This window comes from Yoonia maritima (genome assembly GCF_003003285.1).
GTDB lineage: Bacteria > Pseudomonadota > Alphaproteobacteria > Rhodobacterales > Rhodobacteraceae > Yoonia > Yoonia maritima.
Genome location: NZ_PVTP01000001.1, coordinates 45,892 through 64,667, shown reverse-complemented (window position 1 = coordinate 64,667; position 18,776 = coordinate 45,892). Strand labels below are relative to the sequence as shown.

Annotated in this window: 21 protein-coding genes and 1 pseudogene; 10 read left to right on the top strand and 12 right to left on the bottom strand. The window is 53.9% G+C overall.

Translation table 11 applies throughout. The features are described from left to right. Positions 1–17 precede the first annotated feature (17 nt). From CLV80_RS00290 to CLV80_RS00275, 4 genes and pseudogenes are all read right to left on the bottom strand, one after another. Positions 18–203: a twin-arginine translocation signal domain-containing protein gene (locus CLV80_RS00290; protein ID WP_106353551.1), complete on the bottom strand. Its 186-nt coding sequence runs from the start codon at positions 201–203 to the stop codon at positions 18–20. A 50-nt stretch (positions 204–253) separates the two neighbouring features. Then, a complete protein-coding gene (locus tag CLV80_RS00285) occupies positions 254–856 on the bottom strand; it encodes a TorD/DmsD family molecular chaperone (protein ID WP_106354394.1) in 603 nt (200 codons plus the stop codon). Positions 857–861: 5 nt separating this feature from the next. Continuing rightward, positions 862–1,410, bottom strand: a pseudogene (locus CLV80_RS00280) (DUF3306 domain-containing protein); the annotation flags it as partial. After that, the gene (locus CLV80_RS00275; RefSeq protein WP_106353547.1) at positions 1,389–1,922 is read right to left on the bottom strand and encodes a DUF3305 domain-containing protein; all 534 of its coding nucleotides are present in this window, start codon (positions 1,920–1,922) and stop codon (positions 1,389–1,391) included. The gene CLV80_RS00275 and the pseudogene CLV80_RS00280, both read right to left, overlap by 22 nt. A gap of 211 nt (positions 1,923–2,133) precedes the next feature. Here CLV80_RS00275 and CLV80_RS00270 point away from each other — a divergent pair, with 211 nt between their 5' ends. From CLV80_RS00270 to CLV80_RS00250, 5 genes are read left to right on the top strand one after another with little or no spacing between them, the layout of a single operon-like run. Next, positions 2,134–4,101, top strand: a complete 1,968-nt coding sequence (locus CLV80_RS00270; RefSeq protein WP_106353545.1) for a 4Fe-4S binding protein — start codon at positions 2,134–2,136, stop codon at positions 4,099–4,101. Between the two features lie 12 nt (positions 4,102–4,113). Then, positions 4,114–4,308: a DUF6494 family protein gene (locus tag CLV80_RS00265; protein ID WP_106353543.1), complete on the top strand. Its 195-nt coding sequence runs from the start codon at positions 4,114–4,116 to the stop codon at positions 4,306–4,308. A 1-nt stretch (position 4,309) separates the two neighbouring features. After that, on the top strand, positions 4,310–5,377 hold the full coding sequence (locus CLV80_RS00260) for an Mrp/NBP35 family ATP-binding protein (RefSeq protein WP_106353540.1): 1,068 nt from the start codon (positions 4,310–4,312) through the stop codon (positions 5,375–5,377). After that, complete coding sequence (locus CLV80_RS00255; RefSeq protein ID WP_106353538.1) at positions 5,374–6,042, top strand: biotin/lipoate--protein ligase family protein; 669 nt, start codon at positions 5,374–5,376, stop codon at positions 6,040–6,042. The genes CLV80_RS00260 and CLV80_RS00255 overlap by 4 nt, the downstream gene beginning before the upstream one ends. Beyond that, a complete protein-coding gene (locus CLV80_RS00250; protein WP_106353536.1) occupies positions 6,039–6,539 on the top strand; it encodes a DUF6505 family protein in 501 nt (166 codons plus the stop codon). Before CLV80_RS00255 ends, CLV80_RS00250 begins: the two co-directional genes overlap by 4 nt. A 19-nt stretch (positions 6,540–6,558) precedes the next feature. Here CLV80_RS00250 and CLV80_RS00245 read toward each other — a convergent pair whose 3' ends face one another. The 7 genes from CLV80_RS00245 to CLV80_RS00215 form a co-directional block, all read right to left on the bottom strand. Further along, positions 6,559–7,356, bottom strand: coding sequence for an ABC transporter substrate-binding protein (locus CLV80_RS00245; protein WP_106353534.1), 798 nt, complete (start codon positions 7,354–7,356; stop codon positions 6,559–6,561). After that, positions 7,353–8,069, bottom strand: a complete 717-nt coding sequence (locus CLV80_RS00240) for an ATP-binding cassette domain-containing protein (protein WP_106353532.1) — start codon at positions 8,067–8,069, stop codon at positions 7,353–7,355. The genes CLV80_RS00245 and CLV80_RS00240 overlap by 4 nt, the downstream gene beginning before the upstream one ends. Further along, positions 8,063–8,767 carry an ABC transporter permease gene (locus CLV80_RS00235; protein WP_106353530.1) on the bottom strand — a complete coding sequence of 235 codons (705 nt, stop codon included), beginning with the start codon at positions 8,765–8,767 and terminating at the stop codon, positions 8,063–8,065. Before CLV80_RS00235 ends, CLV80_RS00240 begins: the two co-directional genes overlap by 7 nt. Positions 8,768–8,833: 66 nt before the next feature. Continuing rightward, the gene (locus CLV80_RS00230) at positions 8,834–9,664 is read right to left on the bottom strand and encodes a metal ABC transporter permease (protein ID WP_106353528.1); all 831 of its coding nucleotides are present in this window, start codon (positions 9,662–9,664) and stop codon (positions 8,834–8,836) included. Beyond that, positions 9,664–10,521: a metal ABC transporter permease gene (locus CLV80_RS00225; RefSeq protein ID WP_106353526.1), complete on the bottom strand. Its 858-nt coding sequence runs from the start codon at positions 10,519–10,521 to the stop codon at positions 9,664–9,666. The genes CLV80_RS00230 and CLV80_RS00225 overlap by 1 nt, the downstream gene beginning before the upstream one ends. Beyond that, a complete protein-coding gene (locus tag CLV80_RS00220) occupies positions 10,518–11,366 on the bottom strand; it encodes a manganese/iron ABC transporter ATP-binding protein (RefSeq protein WP_106353524.1) in 849 nt (282 codons plus the stop codon). The genes CLV80_RS00225 and CLV80_RS00220 overlap by 4 nt, the downstream gene beginning before the upstream one ends. Then, on the bottom strand, positions 11,363–12,256 hold the full coding sequence (locus CLV80_RS00215; protein WP_106354391.1) for a metal ABC transporter substrate-binding protein: 894 nt from the start codon (positions 12,254–12,256) through the stop codon (positions 11,363–11,365). The genes CLV80_RS00220 and CLV80_RS00215 overlap by 4 nt, the downstream gene beginning before the upstream one ends. A 332-nt stretch (positions 12,257–12,588) precedes the next feature. Between CLV80_RS00215 and CLV80_RS00210 the strand changes: the two genes are divergently transcribed. The 5 genes from CLV80_RS00210 to CLV80_RS00190 all read left to right on the top strand — a co-directional run bounded on the left by CLV80_RS00210 (position 12,589) and on the right by CLV80_RS00190 (position 17,754). Next, complete coding sequence (locus CLV80_RS00210; protein ID WP_375342182.1) at positions 12,589–13,713, top strand: ABC transporter ATP-binding protein; 1,125 nt, start codon at positions 12,589–12,591, stop codon at positions 13,711–13,713. A 77-nt stretch (positions 13,714–13,790) separates the two neighbouring features. Next, entirely contained in the window at positions 13,791–14,897 is a 1,107-nt protein-coding gene (locus CLV80_RS00205; protein WP_106353522.1) for an extracellular solute-binding protein, read from the top strand. A gap of 63 nt (positions 14,898–14,960) precedes the next feature. Continuing rightward, positions 14,961–15,248, top strand: coding sequence for a DUF1330 domain-containing protein (locus CLV80_RS00200; RefSeq protein ID WP_106353520.1), 288 nt, complete (start codon positions 14,961–14,963; stop codon positions 15,246–15,248). 3 nt (positions 15,249–15,251) lie between these two features. Further along, on the top strand, positions 15,252–16,865 hold the full coding sequence (locus CLV80_RS00195; protein ID WP_106353518.1) for an ABC transporter permease: 1,614 nt from the start codon (positions 15,252–15,254) through the stop codon (positions 16,863–16,865). Positions 16,866–16,869: 4 nt separating this feature from the next. Next, on the top strand, positions 16,870–17,754 hold the full coding sequence (locus CLV80_RS00190) for an ABC transporter permease (protein ID WP_243394326.1): 885 nt from the start codon (positions 16,870–16,872) through the stop codon (positions 17,752–17,754). 69 nt (positions 17,755–17,823) lie between these two features. Here the strand turns inward: CLV80_RS00190 and CLV80_RS00185 are convergent, their stop codons facing one another. Continuing rightward, a complete protein-coding gene (locus tag CLV80_RS00185; RefSeq protein WP_106353514.1) occupies positions 17,824–18,753 on the bottom strand; it encodes an AEC family transporter in 930 nt (309 codons plus the stop codon). Between the last annotated feature and the right edge of the window lie 23 nt (positions 18,754–18,776).

Below are 18,776 nucleotides of genomic sequence, written 5' to 3'. Positions count from 1 at the left end.
ATTAAATTAGACACCCATTAAAAACGGGCGCTCTCGAAATATGCGCGGGTATGTGCGGTGTCCTGCATCTTGTCCGAGGTCGGATCAACCGGCTGTGCCGCAGCTTCGGTTCCCGAAACCGCCACTGCTGCTGCCGCTGGTGCGGCCACCCCAAGTTTGAGAAAATCGCGGCGGCTGCTGCCGTCCTCTTTGCTCTTTGCCATCAGATACACTCCCCTTACTTATTGCGGCCAAGCCGCCGATAATACGCGGACTACTCCGCAATCATTCGAAACGCTTCGCGTTCGATCCCCATAAACTCTCGTCCAACTGCGCCCACTGATGCGTAAAGAACAGAGTTCTTTGCCGCCTCGAGGTCGCTATAAAAATGCCCAGCCCAAGGGCCGACATGTTTGTTAAAAAATGTCTTTTGCGCGTTTAGGTCAGCGACGCCGCCAGCAAAGCGACCTACGATCAAACCGCCCATCATTTCCATTAAAGATGCGATGTTATCCTCTGGTTCGTATACGTTTTCTGCCCGCGCTATTCCGCGTGCAGACATATCGGCGCGTAGCACCGCGAGTGGTTTTTCGTTCAAGAAACCCGTCAAATAGTAGCTGGCAAATGGTAACAGTTCACCGCGCCCAAGGCCGATGAATAATGCGTTGAATTCACGTGTAACCGCTTTGGGCTTTGAAACGCGTGCAACCTGCGCCAATTGCGCAATCGCTTGGCCAAGCGCCGTGTCATCACCCGAAAGCGATGCGCATTGCGCAAGGAGCATTTCATCTGGTGGCCCTGCCAAAAGCACGCCAAGGAAATTGTACAGGTCCGCACGCATGCGGTCCTCTGGATGTACTTGGGCGATGTCAGGCATTGCTGTCACGATGCCACCTCCTGCTGATATTCAAAGCGCATGCGACGGCGCGGTGCGGGGGCTTCGTCTAATTCGGTTTCAATTTCGGCGTAGGCTGTAACCGTTGCGTCAATCTGAACTGGCGCTTCTTCTGGTTCTTCATCTGCGTCTTCGGCCACGACCTCTGGCGGTGCGGCCAATTTTTCAAGATGCGTCAGCATGCCCTTGCCCACCTGATAAGCTGTTTGCATGTGCTCGACGACTTTGGCGCTATCGGTAAAGTCTTCGCCATAATCGACTAGGCCATCGACATTCGCCAAAACCGGGTTCAGCCGCCACAACCGACGCAACGCCCGGCGGCGCAGGTGGTCTGGAACAGCTTTCGCCATAAATCCTTTGATATCATCACCCGCAATCAGCGTATCAGGATCAGGCAGATCAAATGCAGCTAGGACCTCGGCATCGGTCATTTCTGGCTCTGCGACTGCAACCTCCGTCTCCGCCTCTGTTTCGGCAGCGACTTTTGCTTTGCGGCGTGACCAGAAATCTTGTGTCATGCGACTGTCCCCTTGCGAGCCGGGGCACGGTAAACGTCGGTAAGCTGCGCAATCCTTGCATCGCCTACACCATCTTCGGCACCATCAACGCGCTTGCGATCGCGGCGACGCTTAACGAATACTTCTTCTTCAAAGTAGGCCTGTGCAAAATCACGAACCCAAGCAACTAAGCCAGCAGGCATTGGAACTTTCTCGACAATGTCTTCACCATTGTCAGCGTAATCTTGGGCCTCGTAAGGTGATGCAGTCACCAATGTCACATGGAATGGGCGCGCTGCGTCATCAGTGCCACGCATGACCACATAAATCGCAGGTTCCTTATCTGAGATGCCGGTTAGGTAAGCTTCGCATTCGGCGCCATGTAATTCCAGTTGCACCGTCTGTGCATGAAATTCAGCAACGTCACCTTCTTCACGTAGAATTGCCCAGTCAGCAGGACCCGCACCGGGCAGAACCGCTACCGCACGCCACGCCCATTTCGCCCAGCGCGTTGCACCCGGGGTACGACGCACGACAATGCCCATTGGCATGGACTGATACTGTTGTGGGTTGCGTATCAAAGCTGCCTCTTCCAGAATCTAATAGCATGCTGCACCAAAACCGATTTCAAAAAAAGCATTATTATCACGCGGTTACGCCGCAGCGCAGCATCGCGTGTCCGCATTTTTGGGGTTTGATTGCGGGACAAGCAATGGCTAAGCTCGTCGTACTACGGTGACGTAGAGCGGGGAGAGACAGCCAATGACAAGCCAGCCAACCCACGGCAAGCGACTGATTTCATGCGATTGTTCTGGGACACAGCAGATCGACCCAGAGGCGATCTCGGCCGCAACCGGGCTATCGTGTTCCAAGGTCCACACCGCACTTTGCACCCACGAAATCGCGATCGCGAAGGAGGCAATTTGTAGCGGTGATGTGATAATTGCCTGCGGGCAAGAAACTGAACGCTTCCAAGAACTTGCCTACGACCACAATGTCAGCGCACCCGAATTTGTTGACATACGTGACCGTGCTGGATGGACGGCCGACAAAACCGCCCCCACGCCAAAGATGTCTGCCCTTATCGCCGAAGGCCTTTTGCCACGTCCTGAACCAAAGGTACGCGATATCACGTCGGAAGGGACTTGCCTGATTATCGGCACAGGCCCCGTCGCAATAGACGCCGCCACCCAACTGGCAGAGGTCCTAAGCGTCACGCTGCTTTTGACTGCGGCGGATGATGCCCCAGTGAGTGGCAGTTTTGATACAGTGAAGGGCCAGATCTCACGTGCGGCTGGCAGTTTGGCACATTTTGAAATCCATTTTGATGCTCTGCAAGAGGTCGACCCAACTGGCCGCGGCGCACAGCGATTCACCGCCCCTCAAGATGGCGCCCAATCACATTGCGATATTATCCTTGATCTAAGCGGCAACAGCCCGCTGTTCCCGGCACATGAAAAGCGTGACGGTTATCTTCGTGCTGATCCGAAACACGCGCCATCCGTGGCAAAGGCCGTTTTTGATGCGGCACAAATGGTCGGGACATTCGAAAAACCGCTTTATGTCAAACTAGAAGAAAGCCTTTGCGCCCATTCACGTGCTGAACAGGCCGCCTGTTCTAACTGTCTAAACGCCTGCCCAACTGGGGCAATCACATCCGCAGGTGATCATGTGGCGATTGACCCGCTGATTTGCGCAGGCTGCGGTGCATGTTCTTCCTTATGCCCGTCAGGCGCTATCACCTATGACGCCCCACCCGTCGACGATACCTTCCGACGGCTTGAAACGCTCGCACGGACATACCGTAATGCAGGTGGTCAGAACCCCCGCCTGTTGGTTCACGATGATGAACACGGTGCTGAGACGATACAGCTTTCCGCTCGATTTGGTCGCGGTCTGCCGAGTGATGTAATCCCGTTCGCAGTTTCTGCGCTCGCTGGCTTTGGTCATGCCGAGATGCTCGCCGCCTTTGGCGCAGGTTTTGCAGACGTCCACGTTCTGCTTTCACCCAAATCCGACCGAGCCACGATAACACAAGAGGCAGCACTAGCCGCAGCGCTTAGCGGTCGCGCAGTGCCCCTTCTTGACGTGACCGATCCTGATGCGATGTCGGATGCATTATATGACGCGACTCCAAGCATCGCAGTCGAAACCCCGATCCTGCCGATTGGCACACGCCGTCAGGTGACACGCACAGCCACCAAGGCACTGAACCCGACAGATATCATCACGCTGCCTGAAACCGCGCCCTATGGCGCTGTTCTGGTTGATACCGATGCATGTACACTGTGCCTATCTTGTGTTTCGCTTTGTCCATCGGGTGCATTGGCTGACAACCCCGACATGCCACAGCTTCGGTTCCAAGAAGATGCCTGCCTGCAGTGCGGGCTTTGCAGCAATATCTGCCCGGAAAAAGCGATCACGCTTGAACCGCGCCTAAACACGACTGACACGGCACTGACCCAAATCGTATTAAACGAAGAAGAACCTTTCGCCTGTATCGAATGCGGCAGCCTATTTGGTGTTAAATCCACAATCGAGATGATTACTGAAAAGCTGGCTGGCAAACATGCGATGTTTGGCAATCCTGACGCTGCCAAGATGATTCAAATGTGCGACAACTGTCGTATTCAGGCCCAGTATCATTCTACTGACAACCCACTCACCGGCGCAGAACGCCCACGCGTTCGCACGACAGACGACTACCTGTCCAAGCGCCGCGATCATTAATAAGGAAAACCCATGAGCGACGATTTCAACATGTCCATGCGCAAGTTTCTAAAACAGGTGGGGGTCACGTCCCAACAAGCAATCGAAGAGGCAATGCGTGGCGCGGACACTGCCGGAAAATCATTTGAAGCCAAGGTCGTACTGACCATCGGGGACCTAGATCTTGAACATGTCGTGACTGGCACTATCACGGGGCAGGACGACTAAAGTGACAATTACCCGTGACGCGGTTATCGCGACCCTAAAGACGATCAAAGACCCCATTACTGGCGACGATATCATGGCAGCGGGCCTCGTGCGGGCGCTATCCGTGGATGAGGGCAACGTGCGTTTCGTGTTCGAAGTTGCCCCATCGCTTGTACAGCAATTGGAGCCTGTGCGCGCCTCAGCAGAGGCAGCACTGAAAGCCATACCCGGCATTGGAGCAGTCTCGGCAATTATGACTGCGCATAGCACGCCAGCTACCCCACCCGATCTGAAACCAAACCGTCAGTCGGAACCAACAGGCCCACAAAAGGTACCCGGCATTGATCGGATCATCGCGATTGCATCTGGCAAAGGTGGCGTTGGAAAATCAACGGTTTCTGCCAACCTTGCCTGTGCGCTCGCAGCCGAAGGGCGACGCGTTGGGTTGCTGGATGCAGATGTCTATGGACCATCGCAACCACGGATGCTTGGCGTTTCTGGGCGCCCTGCCTCTCCTGATGGCAAGACCATCCTGCCCATGCGCAACCACGGTGTCACGATGATGTCGATTGGACTGATGCAAAACGAAGATCAGGCCGTTGTCTGGCGCGGTCCTATGCTCATGGGCGCGTTGCAGCAGATGATGAACCAAGTCCAATGGGGTGCGCTTGATGTCCTGATCGTGGACCTGCCCCCCGGGACCGGCGATGTCCAAATGACGCTGGCGCAGAAATTCGACCTGTCTGGCGCGATTGTCGTGTCCACCCCACAAGACATCGCGCTACTGGACGCCCGCAAAGGGATCGACATGTTCAAACAACTGCGCACGCCCATCATCGGCATGATCGAAAACATGAGCACCCACATCTGTTCGAACTGTGGCCACGAAGAACACACCTTTGGTCACGGTGGCGTTGCGCAAGAGGCGGCCAAACTGGACGTGCCCCTGCTGGCAGAGCTACCACTGCACTTGGATATCCGCCTTGCTGCGGATGGCGGTGCACCGATTGTGGTATCAAAGCCTGACAGCCCACCAGCGCAAGCATTTCGCGCCGTTGCACGAAAGCTGATCGAAAGCGGAGATGCATGACCGGACCAGTCTTCCCTCCACTATTTACGGGACAGGCAACCGTCGATGACCCGATGCAAGTCGCCGTCGACATGGCGCGTCAGGGCTGCGACGCAGGAACAATCGTATACAATCTATCTGGCCGCGATCTACGCGCCGCGATCATCTTTGCCCCCGAAGTTCCGCTTGCACAGGCAATGGCGATGCTTCCGGTCTGCGGCATCGGCTTTCAAAACGCGCTAGGGTCCGTGGCCCCGCCCGAGGTTGCCGTGCACCTCAAGTGGGACGGTACAATCATCGTCAATGGGGCGGCATGCGGCGCGTTGACGGCGCAAAGCGCAACAGGCGCGCAAAATCAATTGCCCGATTGGCTAACTATCGGACTGACCGTGCCGCTGTGGCCCGAGAATGACGCGCCGGGCGAAACGCCTGATATCACTGCACTATATGCAGAAGGCTGTTCTGACATCACCCCAGTTGATCTACTTGAAGGCTGGGCGCGGCATACGCTTGTCTGGATCAACCGCTGGCTGGATGAAGGTACGCGCCCGATTCACGCTGAATTCACCGTGCTATGGCAGAAAAACGAAGGCGAACTGAGCCTTGATCCTGATCTGGGGCTATTGTCCAAATCAGACGATGTCATGATCCTGATGCCACTCACCACATTACTGGAGCCCGTATGACCGACCGCTTCCTTGCCCGTGCGATCCATTTCGACGAAAGCGATCAGATGATCTTTCATACCCCTGCACGCACCGGCGAATGGTGCATTTCAGGCGGTTTTGAATTTTCAAACTGGTCTGAAGGCGACCTATCAGGCAAAGCGCGGCAGGCATTTTCCAACGGATGGTTGGGACTCGAGACATTCGGGCGTGTCACTGTCATCGCGATCACAAAGATCGAAGACCAGGAATTGGATGCGCTCACACACGCGCTCGCCGCCCATTTCGTCAGCCACTATGGCGCACCGAACATTGAGGCCGCACTGGGCGTGGCGAACGAAGAGATCAGCCAGATGTGCGATCTATGCGCGGATCAACCACCCAACACGCTACTGATGGTTAGTCGTGAATTAACAGAGGCTGGCGTGAAAGAAAGCTACCGCATGGTTGAACCGCAATCTGCCGGGCTGGATCAGTTTGCGGTTCATGGTTCGCTGGATGAGCCAGATCAAATTTAGCGAAATTTGATCGCGCCACCTAAAACGCGGGCTGCGCGTTGAACGTAAACAAGGTTTCACCGCTGATGGTATATTCGTTGATCAATGTTGCAGCACGTGGCGACGTGAGCCACCCTTCCAATTCTATCGCCAGCTCATTCTTCACATGCGGATGCAGTTCCGGGTTCACTGGGATATAGGCGTATTGGTTAAACAGCACTGGGTCGCCAGAAAACAGCAGTGCCAAATCCGCCTTGTTTCCAAAGTTGAGCCAGCTCGCGCGATCAGCAAGAATATAGGCATTCATACCCGCCGCCGTGTTCAGGGATGCCCCCATCCCTGCCCCGACAGGACGATACCAATCACCACCACGTGACACACCGGCGGCATCCCACAAAGACAGCTCTTTTTTGTGGGTGCCACTATCGTCGCCACGGCTTACAAATGGTGCCTCTATCTGCGCAATGCGGGTCAGCGCATCGGCCGCGGTGGTGGCTTCCGCAATTGCAGCAGGGTCTGCGCCAGGCCCGACAAAGACAAAGTCGTTGTACATAATTTCGCGGCGATGGGTGCCATAGCCACCTTCAATAAACGCTTCCTCTGAGGCGCGCGAATGCACAAAGATCGCATCAACGTCGCCTGCTTCGCCAAGACGCAGCGCCTGCCCCGTCCCAACGACCAAAAGCTGTACATCAATTCCGGTGTCTTCTTTGATCGCAGGCAACAAAATTTCGGACAAACCAGAATTATGAAACGAAGTCGTCACCGCCATTTTTAAATCTTCGGCGGCAGACGCAGTACCAGTTAATGCCAACACACATGCAAGTACGCGGATCATTCTACAATATCTCCCTGAAGTAAGGCCGCAGCTTGCGGCGTTTTCGGCCCCGCGAAAAAATCCTTTGCGTGGCTGTTTTCGATGATATGCCCATGCATGAGAAACACAACATCCGTCGCCAGCCGTTTGGCTTGGCCAATGTCATGCGTCGCCATGATGATGCGCGTACCCGCGTCGCAGGCGTCTAGCAGGATCGTTTCAATCTCTCGCATGGCACGCCCATCTAGATTAGCACAGGGTTCATCTAGAAAAATGATATCAGGGTCCAATATCAGCGCCCGCGCCAATGCGAGCTTCTGCTTTTCGCCGCCAGATAATTGCGGTGCTTGTTGGTCAAGCGCACCGCCTAATCCAACACGACGCGCCCAATCTTCGGCCAATTGGCGGGCCTTTGCTTTTTTGGTTCCACGCAGGGTTAGTGGATAGGTCAGATTATCCCTCACGCTGCGCCGCAACATGATCGGCGTTTGAAAGACGAAGGCTTGTCGTAGCCGCGCTTCGGTCAATGGAACCTGCCATATTACTTCTCCTTTCGATAGCCGCTCCAACCCGTGAAGCGTGCGCAAGAATGTCGTTTTACCCGCGCCATTCGGCCCCATCACAATGGTAAACCCTGTTTGTGAAACCGTCAGATCAACCGGCCCCAACAGCGTCTTACCGCGACGTTTCACCAACGCCTGTGACACCTCGAGTGGAAGGATTGGGGTCACCATTTCCCCTCACTCTCTGTCTGGCCGATCGCGTGAATTGCGATATTCACCGCGACCGCCAAAGCGATCAAGACAAAGCCCAAGCCCAGCGCCAAGGCAAAATCGCCTTTTCCAGTCTCAAGTGCAATCGCTGTGGTCAGCACGCGCGTCGCATGGTCAATGTTACCACCGACAATCATGATCGCGCCAACCTCACCTATGGCACGGCCAAAACCAGCCAGCGCTGCCGTCATTAGTGCCCGTCTGCCATCCCAAATCAGTGTGGCAATCCGCTGGCGTTTAGTGGTGGAAAACGAGATCAGGAGGTCATGATATTCGGCCCAGATGTCGCGAACGGACTGATGGGCGATAGACGCAATAAGCGGTGTGATAATAATGACCTGCGCGATAATCATCGCGGTGGGCGTGAACAACAGGCCAAACACTCCAAACGGGCCGGAACGCGACAACAGCAGATACACGATCAAGCCGACGACAACGGGCGGCAGGCCCATCAATGCATTCAGTACAGCAATTGTCGCTCGCCTGTGTCTGAACCGTCTGATTGCCAACCAAGCCCCAAAGGGAAGCGCAATCAGCGATGCGATCACTGTCGCCGTAACTGTAACTTGCAAAGACCGTAGCGTGATTTCGACAAGATCAGGATCAAGGGTCACAACCAGCCAAAAGCCAGCGACCAATCCTTCCCAGATATCCCCCATATGTCTTGCCTACTCACCTGCCCCTAAAGGCAGGCTTTCATGCAACGCGTTTGGGATCAATAAAAATCAAACAACGGCAGCGGCTTGGCGCGTCTTGCGCCCTGCCCGGATAAAAGCCGCAATGAAGATTGCTGTCAGAACAAGGATGACCGTTGGTGCCGGTGCGCTGTCGATAAAGAAGCTAATGTAGACGCCTGCAATTCCGGAAAACAGTGTCACGGCCACGGCAATGGGCAGCATAAATTCGAACCGCTTTGTTAACAAAAAAGCAATTGCGCCGGGCGCAATCAGCAGACCAATCGCCAGAATGATCCCGACGGCAGATAACGTTGCAACAATAGTCAGCGAAATCAGAGAAAGCAGCCCGTAGTGCAGCCATCCAACCCGCAGTCCAACAGCTTGGGCCTGAACCGGATCAAAAGCGTGCAGCAGGAAATCGCGTCGTTTCGCCAAGATCACTGCAGCAACAAAGCCCGCGATGATCCCCGCAGTCCACAGGTCTACCGTGCCGACGCCAAGCATGTTTCCGAAAAGAATGTGATCCAAATGCACGTCGGTCGAGATTTTCGTGTACAGCACGATCCCAAATCCAAACATCCCGGAAAACACGATCCCCATCACCGTATCTTGTTTCACTCGGCTGTTTTCCGACAGAAAACCCGTGCCCACGGCACAGACCATCCCGGCCACAAATGCCCCGATAATCAACGGAATATTCAGCAGATATGCAATCACGACACCAGGTAGCACCGCATGGCTGATTGCATCGCCCATCAATGACCACCCCTTGAGGACGAGATAGCATGACAGCAGGCTTGTTGGCACCGCGATGATTGCCATCATCAAAAAAGCTTTGTTCATGAACGCGAACTGAAAGGGAAATAACAAGGTTTCCATTATGACGCTCTCAATGCTTCGGCTGCGCGGCGGCGGGCAGCGAGGTAGCCGTGCTTGGGCGCGAGCATAAAGACCGCCAAGAAAATCACCGTTTGGAGCGTCACAATAATCCCGCCAGTCGCCCCATCAACAAAATAGCTAAGATAGGCCCCGACAAAGCTGGTTCCTGCCCCAATGGCGACGCTAAGCATCAGCAGACGCGGGAAACGGTCGGTCAACAGATAAGCCGTCGCGCCCGGTGTGACGACCATCGCGATCACAAGGAATGCACCAACCGTTTGCAACGCCGCAACACATGACGCTGATAGCAATGTAAAGAACACCACCCGCAACAGATCCACGCGCAGCCCAATAGACCGCGCATGAGTTTCGTCGAAAAACGTGACCATCAGGTCTTTCCATTTTGCCAACAGGATCGCCAGCGTCACGAAACCAATAATCGCAAGTTGCAGCGTGTCGGATGGCGTAATGGCAAGGATATTACCCATCGTGATTGTTTCAACGCTTACCGATGTGGGCGATAACGACACCATGAACAGGCCAAGCCCAAAAAACGAAGTAAAGATGATCCCGATAATGGTATCTTCTTTTAGTCCCGACCTTTGGTTCAGGAATAGCATTGCCCCGGCCGCCAAGCCGCCAGCGGCGAAAGCACCCAACGCAAACGGAAGCCCCAGCATATAGGCCCCAGCGACGCCCGGAACGATCGAATGCGACAGCGCGTCACCGATCAAAGACCACCCCTTAAGCATCAGATATGCAGACAAAAACGCACATACCCCGCCGACCAAAGCACTGACCCACATGGCGTTAAACATGTAGCTGTAACCAAAGGGCTGAAGCAGCGTTTCGATCATGTGCTGTCGCCTTCGTCATGGCCATAGACGACGAAGGGACGTTCATCGTCGGTGATCACGCGGATCTGCCGAGCGTCGTCATCGTCGTGCAGGTCAGAGCCACCGATCACAAAGTGACGCAGAACCCCTCCGAATGCCAATTCTAGGTTTTCACGGGTAAATGTCGTTTCCGTTGGCCCGTAAGCCAGCACCGTTTCCTTGACCAATACTGTCCGATCGCAAAACTCTGGGACCGAACCAAGGTTGTGAGTCGAAACGAGCATCACACGCCCCTCGTCGCGCATATCGCGCAACAGCTGAACAATCGCCTCTTCAGTTTGGACATCGACACCAGTGAAGGGTTCATCAAGCAAGATGACTTGGCCTTCCTGCGCCAATGCGCGGGCAAGGAATACGCGTTTGCGTTGCCCGCCAGACAATTCACCGATCTGACGATGGCGGAAATCTTCCATCCCGACACGCGCCAACGCTGAAGTTACCGCATCGCGGTCGGCCTGCTTAGGCGTGCGAAAGAACCCCATGTGGCCATATCGCCCCATCATCACGACGTCTTCGACCAATACCGGAAAAGACCAATCGACCTCTTCGGCCTGCGGGACGTAGGCGACGATATTCTGCCGCAAGGCTTCTTTTACTGGTATCCCCAACACACTGATACTGCCACCCGCGGCAGGGACAAATCCCATGATCGCCTTAAACAATGTAGACTTACCTGCGCCGTTGACGCCCACCAACGCAGTGATCGTTCCAGACGGAATCTCAAAACTGGCGTGGCGTAATGCGGTGTGACCATTTCGGTAAGTAACAGTCACATCGTCTGCGATAATGCCTGGCTTCGCGGTCATTCAGCTAGTCCCGTTGCAATCGTTTCTGAAGTCACACGCAACAAATCAATATAGGTTGGCACCGGACCGTCTTCTTCGGTCAAACTATCGACATAGAGAACGCCACCGTAGCTTGCCCCGGTTTCACGGGCGACCTGCTGCGCAGGCGATTGCGATACGGTGCTTTCACAAAACACAGCCTGAATATCGTTATCGCGTACTGTGTCGATCACCCGGCGCACCTGTTGCGGCGTACCCTGGCTGTCCGCGTTGATGGGCCATAGATATAGTTCATGCATATCGAAATCACGCGCAAGATAGCTAAACGCACCTTCGCAACTGACCAACCAACGCCGATCATCGGGTATTTCAAGAATTGCTGCGCGTAGCGGTTCAATCGCTGCCGCGATCTCTGCCTTATAGGTATCGGCATTTTCGGCATAAATCGCCGCATTATCCGGATCATGCGCGACAAAGGCGTCGCGGATATTGTCAACATAAATCAAAGCGCTTTCCAAACTCATCCATGCATGCGGATTGGGCTTACCTTCGTATTCACCTGCAGTGATACCGATTGGCACAATACCATCGGTAAGTGTTACACTGGGCACGTCGCCAAGATTTGCAAGAAATTGTTCGAACCAAAGTTCAAGGTTCAGCCCATTCCATAGGATCAAATCAGCGTCATGGGCGCGAATAATGTCACGCGGTGTCGGTTGGTATCCGTGTATCTCGGCCCCGGGTTTCGTGATGCTTTCAACAATTGCTGCATCCCCTGCCACGTTGCGCGCCATGTCCGCGATCACTGTAAATGTGGTAACAGCTTTGAACCGTTCATCGTCTGCCAAAACAGTATTTCCGGCCAACGAAGCCACAAGCCCAAAAAATGTGCATTTTAATAGGTGACGCATAGCAAAGCTCCAATCTGTGACTGCCAGCAGATGCATATGAGAATTATTCGCAACTGTAAACAGGTCATCCATCTCACCAACGGCGCTTCTGCATCACAATTAGTCGCAATCGCACGATACGCGTGCAACTAAGGTGCCCAACAATGTCTAGAGCACCACAACCAGCACACGAGAGCATGTATTGATGAAAAGCCAAAACGACCAAATTTTCGGAATTTACGATATAATTTATCTAAATACACACCAGTTATTAACGCAAACGGCCTGAAACAAAAAAACTCCGCCTTTCGCGTTGCAAAACATTGTGATGACCGTTTTAGTTAGAGGCGAAAATGCCAATCCTCGGGGGAACTGGTTTGTCAGAAGCCAAGAGCGACAATGCGTTCGTAGAATTTGAACGCGTACAAAAGAGTTATGATGGTGAAAATCTGGTCGTAAAGGACCTGAACCTATCAATGCCTAAGGGTGAATTCCTTACAATGCTTGGGCCGTCAGGGTCTGGGAAAACCACCTGCCTGATGATGTTGGCTGGTTTTGAAACTGCTACACATGGGTCGATCCGGCTTGATGGCGTTTCGATCAACAACATCCCGCCGCATAAACGTGGCATCGGCATGGTTTTCCAAAACTATGCGCTTTTCCCGCACATGACCGTCGCCGAAAACCTGTCCTTCCCATTGGAAGTACGTAAAATTGGCAAGTCGGACCGCGAAGAAAAAGTTATGCGCGCACTTGGTATGGTGCAGATGCAAGATTTCGCAGGGCGCCGCCCTGCCCAGCTTTCGGGTGGTCAACAACAGCGGATCGCCCTTGCGCGTGCGCTGGTCTTTGAACCAGAACTTGTTTTGATGGACGAACCGCTTGGCGCGCTTGATAAACAGCTGCGGGAAACGCTGCAGTTTGAAATCACAAACCTTGCGCATGAATTGGGTATTACCGTGGTTTACGTGACCCACGACCAGACCGAAGCCCTGACAATGTCAGACCGCGTTGCAGTGTTCGACGATGGTCGAATTCAGCAGCTTGCGCCACCTGATGAGCTGTACGAAGCGCCGCAAAACAGCTTTGTCGCGCAGTTTATTGGTGAAAACAACACGTTGGAAGGCGTCGTTCAGGAAATCAAAGGCAACACCTGTATTGTCAAACTGGACAGTGGCGATGTGATCGACGCGATCCCAGTAAATGTCAGCAAAGTAGGCGAACGTACCAAAGTATCGATCCGTCCAGAACGCGTTGAGTTCGACAAATCCCGCCTAAGTCCAGATGCACATACGCTAAAGGCCGAAGTGTTGGAGTTCATCTATATGGGTGACATCTTCCGCACGCGGCTTCGGGTTGCTGGAACCGACGAATTCATCATCAAAACACGCAATGCCCCCGATCAAGTCCGTCTGACACCGGGAAGCCAAATCGAAATTGGTTGGCTTGCAGAAGATTGCCGCGCGCTCGACGCGTAACGGCTGAAATAGGGCAGGCCTTCACCCGGAGGGCCGGCTCAAACGAACTAAACCGGGTATAATAACGGGAGACTACAATGACTTTGACCAAAGCACTCATGGCCACTTCGGCTCTGACGCTGGCCGGTTCAACTGCATTTGCAGACGGCCACATGGCAGACGAAATGACCATCGTTAGCTGGGGCGGCGCATACTCTGCGTCACAACAAGCCGCGTATCACGACCCCTATATGGAAATGACTGGCGTCACTATCGTCAACGATGAAAGCTCGAACGAAGCGGTCGCCAAACTGCGCGCGATGAACGAAGCTGGCAACGTGACATGGGACGTTGTTGACGTTGTTGCATCAGACGCGATCCGCCTGTGCGACGAAGGTCTTGCACTGGAAATCGACGCTGACGAGCAGCTTGCACCCGGCGATGACGGTTCTTCTGCTTCTGACGACTTTGGCGATCTGATCGTATCTGATTGCTTTATCCCGCAGATCGTTTACTCGACAACTGCTGGCTACCGCACTGACCTTGTTGGTGACACTGCGCCAACATCTATCTGTGCGTTCTTCGATCTTGAAGCATACCCAGGCATGCGTTCGCTTGAAAAGCGCCCAATCAACAACATGGAATGGGCTTTGCTTTGTGACGGCGTCGCAAAAGAAGACGTCTATGACGTTCTGGAAACAGAAGAAGGCCAAGCGCAAGCATTCGCTAAGCTAGACACAATCAAAGACAGCGTTGTTTGGTGGTCTGCTGGTGCCGACACCCCACAGCTTTTGGCTGATGGCGAAGTCGTCATGGGTACAACATACAACGGCCGTCTGTTCAGCCTGATCGTTGAGCAAGAGCAGCCAGTTGGCATGCTGTGGGACGCGCAAGTGTTTGACCTTGACGGTTGGATTATTCCAGCGGGCCTAAGCCCAGAGCGTGAAGCACGCGCACTGGACTACATCCGCTTTGCAACAGACACACAGCGTCTTGCTGACCAAGCGAAATACATCTCGTACGGTCCTGCACGTGCATCTTCTGCGCCGCTTGTTGGTCAGCACGCAACACTGGGTATCGACATGGCACCACACATGCCAACAGACCCAGCAAACGCGACAAACACCTTCCTGTACAACTACGAATGGTGGGCTGATTACCGCGACGATCTGGATGCAAAATTCCAAAGCTGGCTTGCTCAATAAGCCATAATAATTACGCAAGGTGGGGTAACCTACCTTGCGTATTTTCATCTACGGGAATTCAAGATGCCAAAAGGCTATATCATCGGTCATATCACCGTGAACGATCCTGATGCCTATCAGGAGTATATCGTCAAAGATACGCCCATGATCGAAGCTTACGGCGGCACACCCATTGTCCGCGGCGGACAGTCCGAAACGCCCGAAGGGGCCGACTTTGACCGCCACGTGATTTTTGAGTTTCCAGACTTTGATAGCGCCAAAGCGCTATATTATTCCAAAGAATACCAAGAGGTCGCGCGTATTCGCCGCGAAAACGCAACCAGTATGATCATCTTGGTCGAAGGGGTCTAAACCATGGCAGAGCAAGTCCTTGCCGCAGACGGCACACCACTCAAGGCAAGCCTAAACCGCGCATTACGCCGCCAAAAGATGCGCGCGTTGCTGTTAATCGCGCCCCTGCTTTTGTTCATTATGCTGACGTTCATTATCCCGATCGGACAAATGTTGTTCCGCTCGGTCGAGAACCAGATCGTTGGCGATACAATTCCACGCACGGTCGAGGCGCTTGATAGCTGGGACCACGACGCTGATGCCGTCCCCCCTGCCCCTGTCTTCGATGCGCTTGCCCAAGATTTGATGGTCGCAGTCGAGCTGAAAGAGCACACGCGCCTTGGCAGCCGCCTGAATTATGAAATGTCCGGTATCTCGTCCCTGTTCCGCAAATCGGGCCGTAAGGTTGACGACATCGGCGAAGTTTATACCGATCAGTTCGTCGCGCTTGATCCAGCGTGGGAAGAACCTGCAACGTGGGTCGGCCTACTCGCTGATCCGAAATGGATTGCCGCACGAGAGGCATGGGATGGCACGGGCGATGAGCCTGCATTCATCATGTCCCGCGCCGCTAAGACCGTTCTACCGCAGACTGCCAGCATTTATGCGGACTTTGCACGTGTGATCCAAACCGAAGACAACGATAGCCCCGCCGAGGAAGAGCCGTGGCATGTTGTCTACTTGGCGCTTTATAACGACCTAACCGCGAACCCATCGTTAGAGGTCACAGGCCCACTATCCGGCCTCGTTAGCTCTGCAGCGACGGCAGTCCCTAGCTTTGAGACCGAAGACGTAGTTGCCACCTTTGAAGGTTTTGACGACGACTGGAAAAACCCAGAGGTTTGGGAAACGATCTATACCTACAGCCCTGCCTACACGAATGGCTACTTCTTGAACTCTGTTGATCTTCAGAAAACAAACGAAGGCGTCGCATGGCAGCCAGAGAACGAGCAGATCTATCTGACCCTGTTCTGGCGCACGATGCTGATGTCGATGACAATTACGATCAGCTGTATCCTGCTTGGCTATCCAGTCGCTTGGATGCTCGCGAACCTACCAGCGCGCAAAGCAAACATGCTGATGATTCTTGTGCTATTGCCATTCTGGACATCACTTCTTGTTCGGACATCCGCATGGAAAGTTCTACTTCAAAACCAAGGGGTCATTAATGATCTGCTGGTCTGGATCGGTTTTGTTGCCGATGACAACCGTTTGGCCCTGATCAACAACGCAACAGGCACGATCATCGCGATGACACATATCCTGCTGCCATTCATGATCTTGCCGCTCTATTCCGTCATGCAGACGATCCCAGTTACCTACCTGCGCGCGGCGAAGTCACTGGGCGCTACAAACTGGACAGCCTTCTGGCGCGTCTACTTTCCGCAGTCCGTACCGGGTATCGGCGCTGGTTCGATCCTCGTGTTCATCCTTTCTATTGGCTACTACATCACGCCTGAAATCGTGGGTGGGACGAAGGGCGTCTTTATCTCGAACCGGATCGCATACCACATCTCTAGCTCGCTTAACTGGGGCTTGGCTGCGGCACTTGGCGCAATCTTGTTGGCAATCGTTCTGGCGCTTTACTGGGCCTATGACCGGATCGTCGGCATCGACAACGTGAAACTAGGGGGCTGATCTGATGAGCTTGCCAATCTACGCAACCACCGGTCAGAAGATCTGGTATTATTCTTTCCGCGTTATCGTGGGGCTGATCCTGTTTTTCTTGATCGCCCCGATTATCATCATCATCCCACTGTCGTTTAACGCAGAGAACTTCTTTACGTTCACGCCAAAGATGCTCGCGTTGGACCCAGAGGGATATTCTCTGAAACACTACCGTGATTTCTTTACGAACCCTGACTGGATCAGACCGCTCAAGAACTCTCTGATCATCGCGCCGTTCGCGACGATCATCTCGGTTTCACTGGGCACGTTGGCCGCTATCGGTCTGTCGCAATCGCACGTGCCCTTCCGCCGTGGGATCATGGCGATCCTGATTTCACCGATGATCGTTCCATTGATTATCTCGGCGACAGGTATGTTCTTTTTCTACAGCCAGATGGGCCTTTGGATGGAGCAAACCTTTGGTATCTCCAAATCCCTATCCGGTTATATCAAGGTCATCTTGGCACATGCCGCACTGGGCATCCCTTTTGTCATCATCACTGTGACTGCGACGCTAGTGGGATTTGACCAGTCACTGACACGTGCAGCCGCAAACATGGGTGCAACGCCTACTGTGACGTTCTTTCGGGTCCAAATGCCACTGATCCTGCCCGGTGTGATCTCAGGCGGCTTGTTCGCCTTCATCACGTCATTTGACGAGGTCGTCGTGGTCCTGTTTGTGGGTGCCGCTGCACAGAAAACACTGCCATGGCAGATGTTCACAGGCTTGCGCGAACAAATCAGCCCGACGATCCTAGCGGTTGCGACTGTCTTGGTTGGCATCTCGATCTTGCTGCTGGCCACTGTAGAACTGCTGCGTCGCCGGTCAGAGCGCCTGCGCGGTATGTCACCAAGCTAACAATTCTACTTTCTGAACACAAAAGGCGGGCCAATCACGGCCCGCCTTTTTCGTTTCTGATCATCCGTATCAGGGAAGAACGTGCAACCAGCCCCAGACAGTAATGATCGATAGCCCCGTGCCCATCAGAACCGCAGAGGCTGCAACGCGACGAGCCCGACCATACATGTTGGCAAAGACGTAAGCATTCACACCGGGCGCCATCGCGCTGGTCAGGATCGCAGACCTTGTGGCAGACGTGCTAAGGTCATTCATCCCGCCAAGAACCCACACGATTGCGGGGTGTAGCAAAAGCGAAATCGACACCACGAACAAAATCGCCCGCATGTCGCCTTCAGGTCGATAGCGATAAAGCACGCCCCCCAAGCCAAACAGCGCCGCAGGCAAAGCCGCCCGTGCAACAAGGTCAACCGCGTCAGTTAAAACACCAGGAAGCGGGATACCACCAAGGTTCACGACAAACCCAAGGCTGATACCAATAATGAGTGCGTTGCTAAACATCGCCGTCAGCACCTTGCGTGGCAGCGCCGCGACGCTTCCGCCCCAATTTCGCACGATCTCCATCGCGGTAATGCCAACCCCGTAACAAAACGGCGAATGGATCGCGATGATGGCATAGTTGGATTCCAGCGCATCGGGGCCATAAGCACGTTCCGTAATTGGCAGCCCTAATAGCAACGAATTTGAGAATAGGCCGCAAAACCCGAAAGCAACGCAGTCTTCCCAGTCACGTTTGAAAAACACGCGCGCACCAACAAAACCAGCGGCGAACCCGACCAAGGCCCCCGTGTAAAATGAAAACAGCAACGCCACATCAAAGTTTTGCTGCAAATCCAACGTCGAAATTGCACGAAACAAAAGGCAGGGGATCGCAAAGCCTTGGGTGAACTTCATCAACCCATCGACAACGCTATCGTCAAAATAACCTTTCCAAACTGCAAGGTATCCAAACCCAATCACAAAAAAGACGGGCAAAATCACATCAATAAGCGCGGTCATCAGTAGCCATTCCTTTAGATACG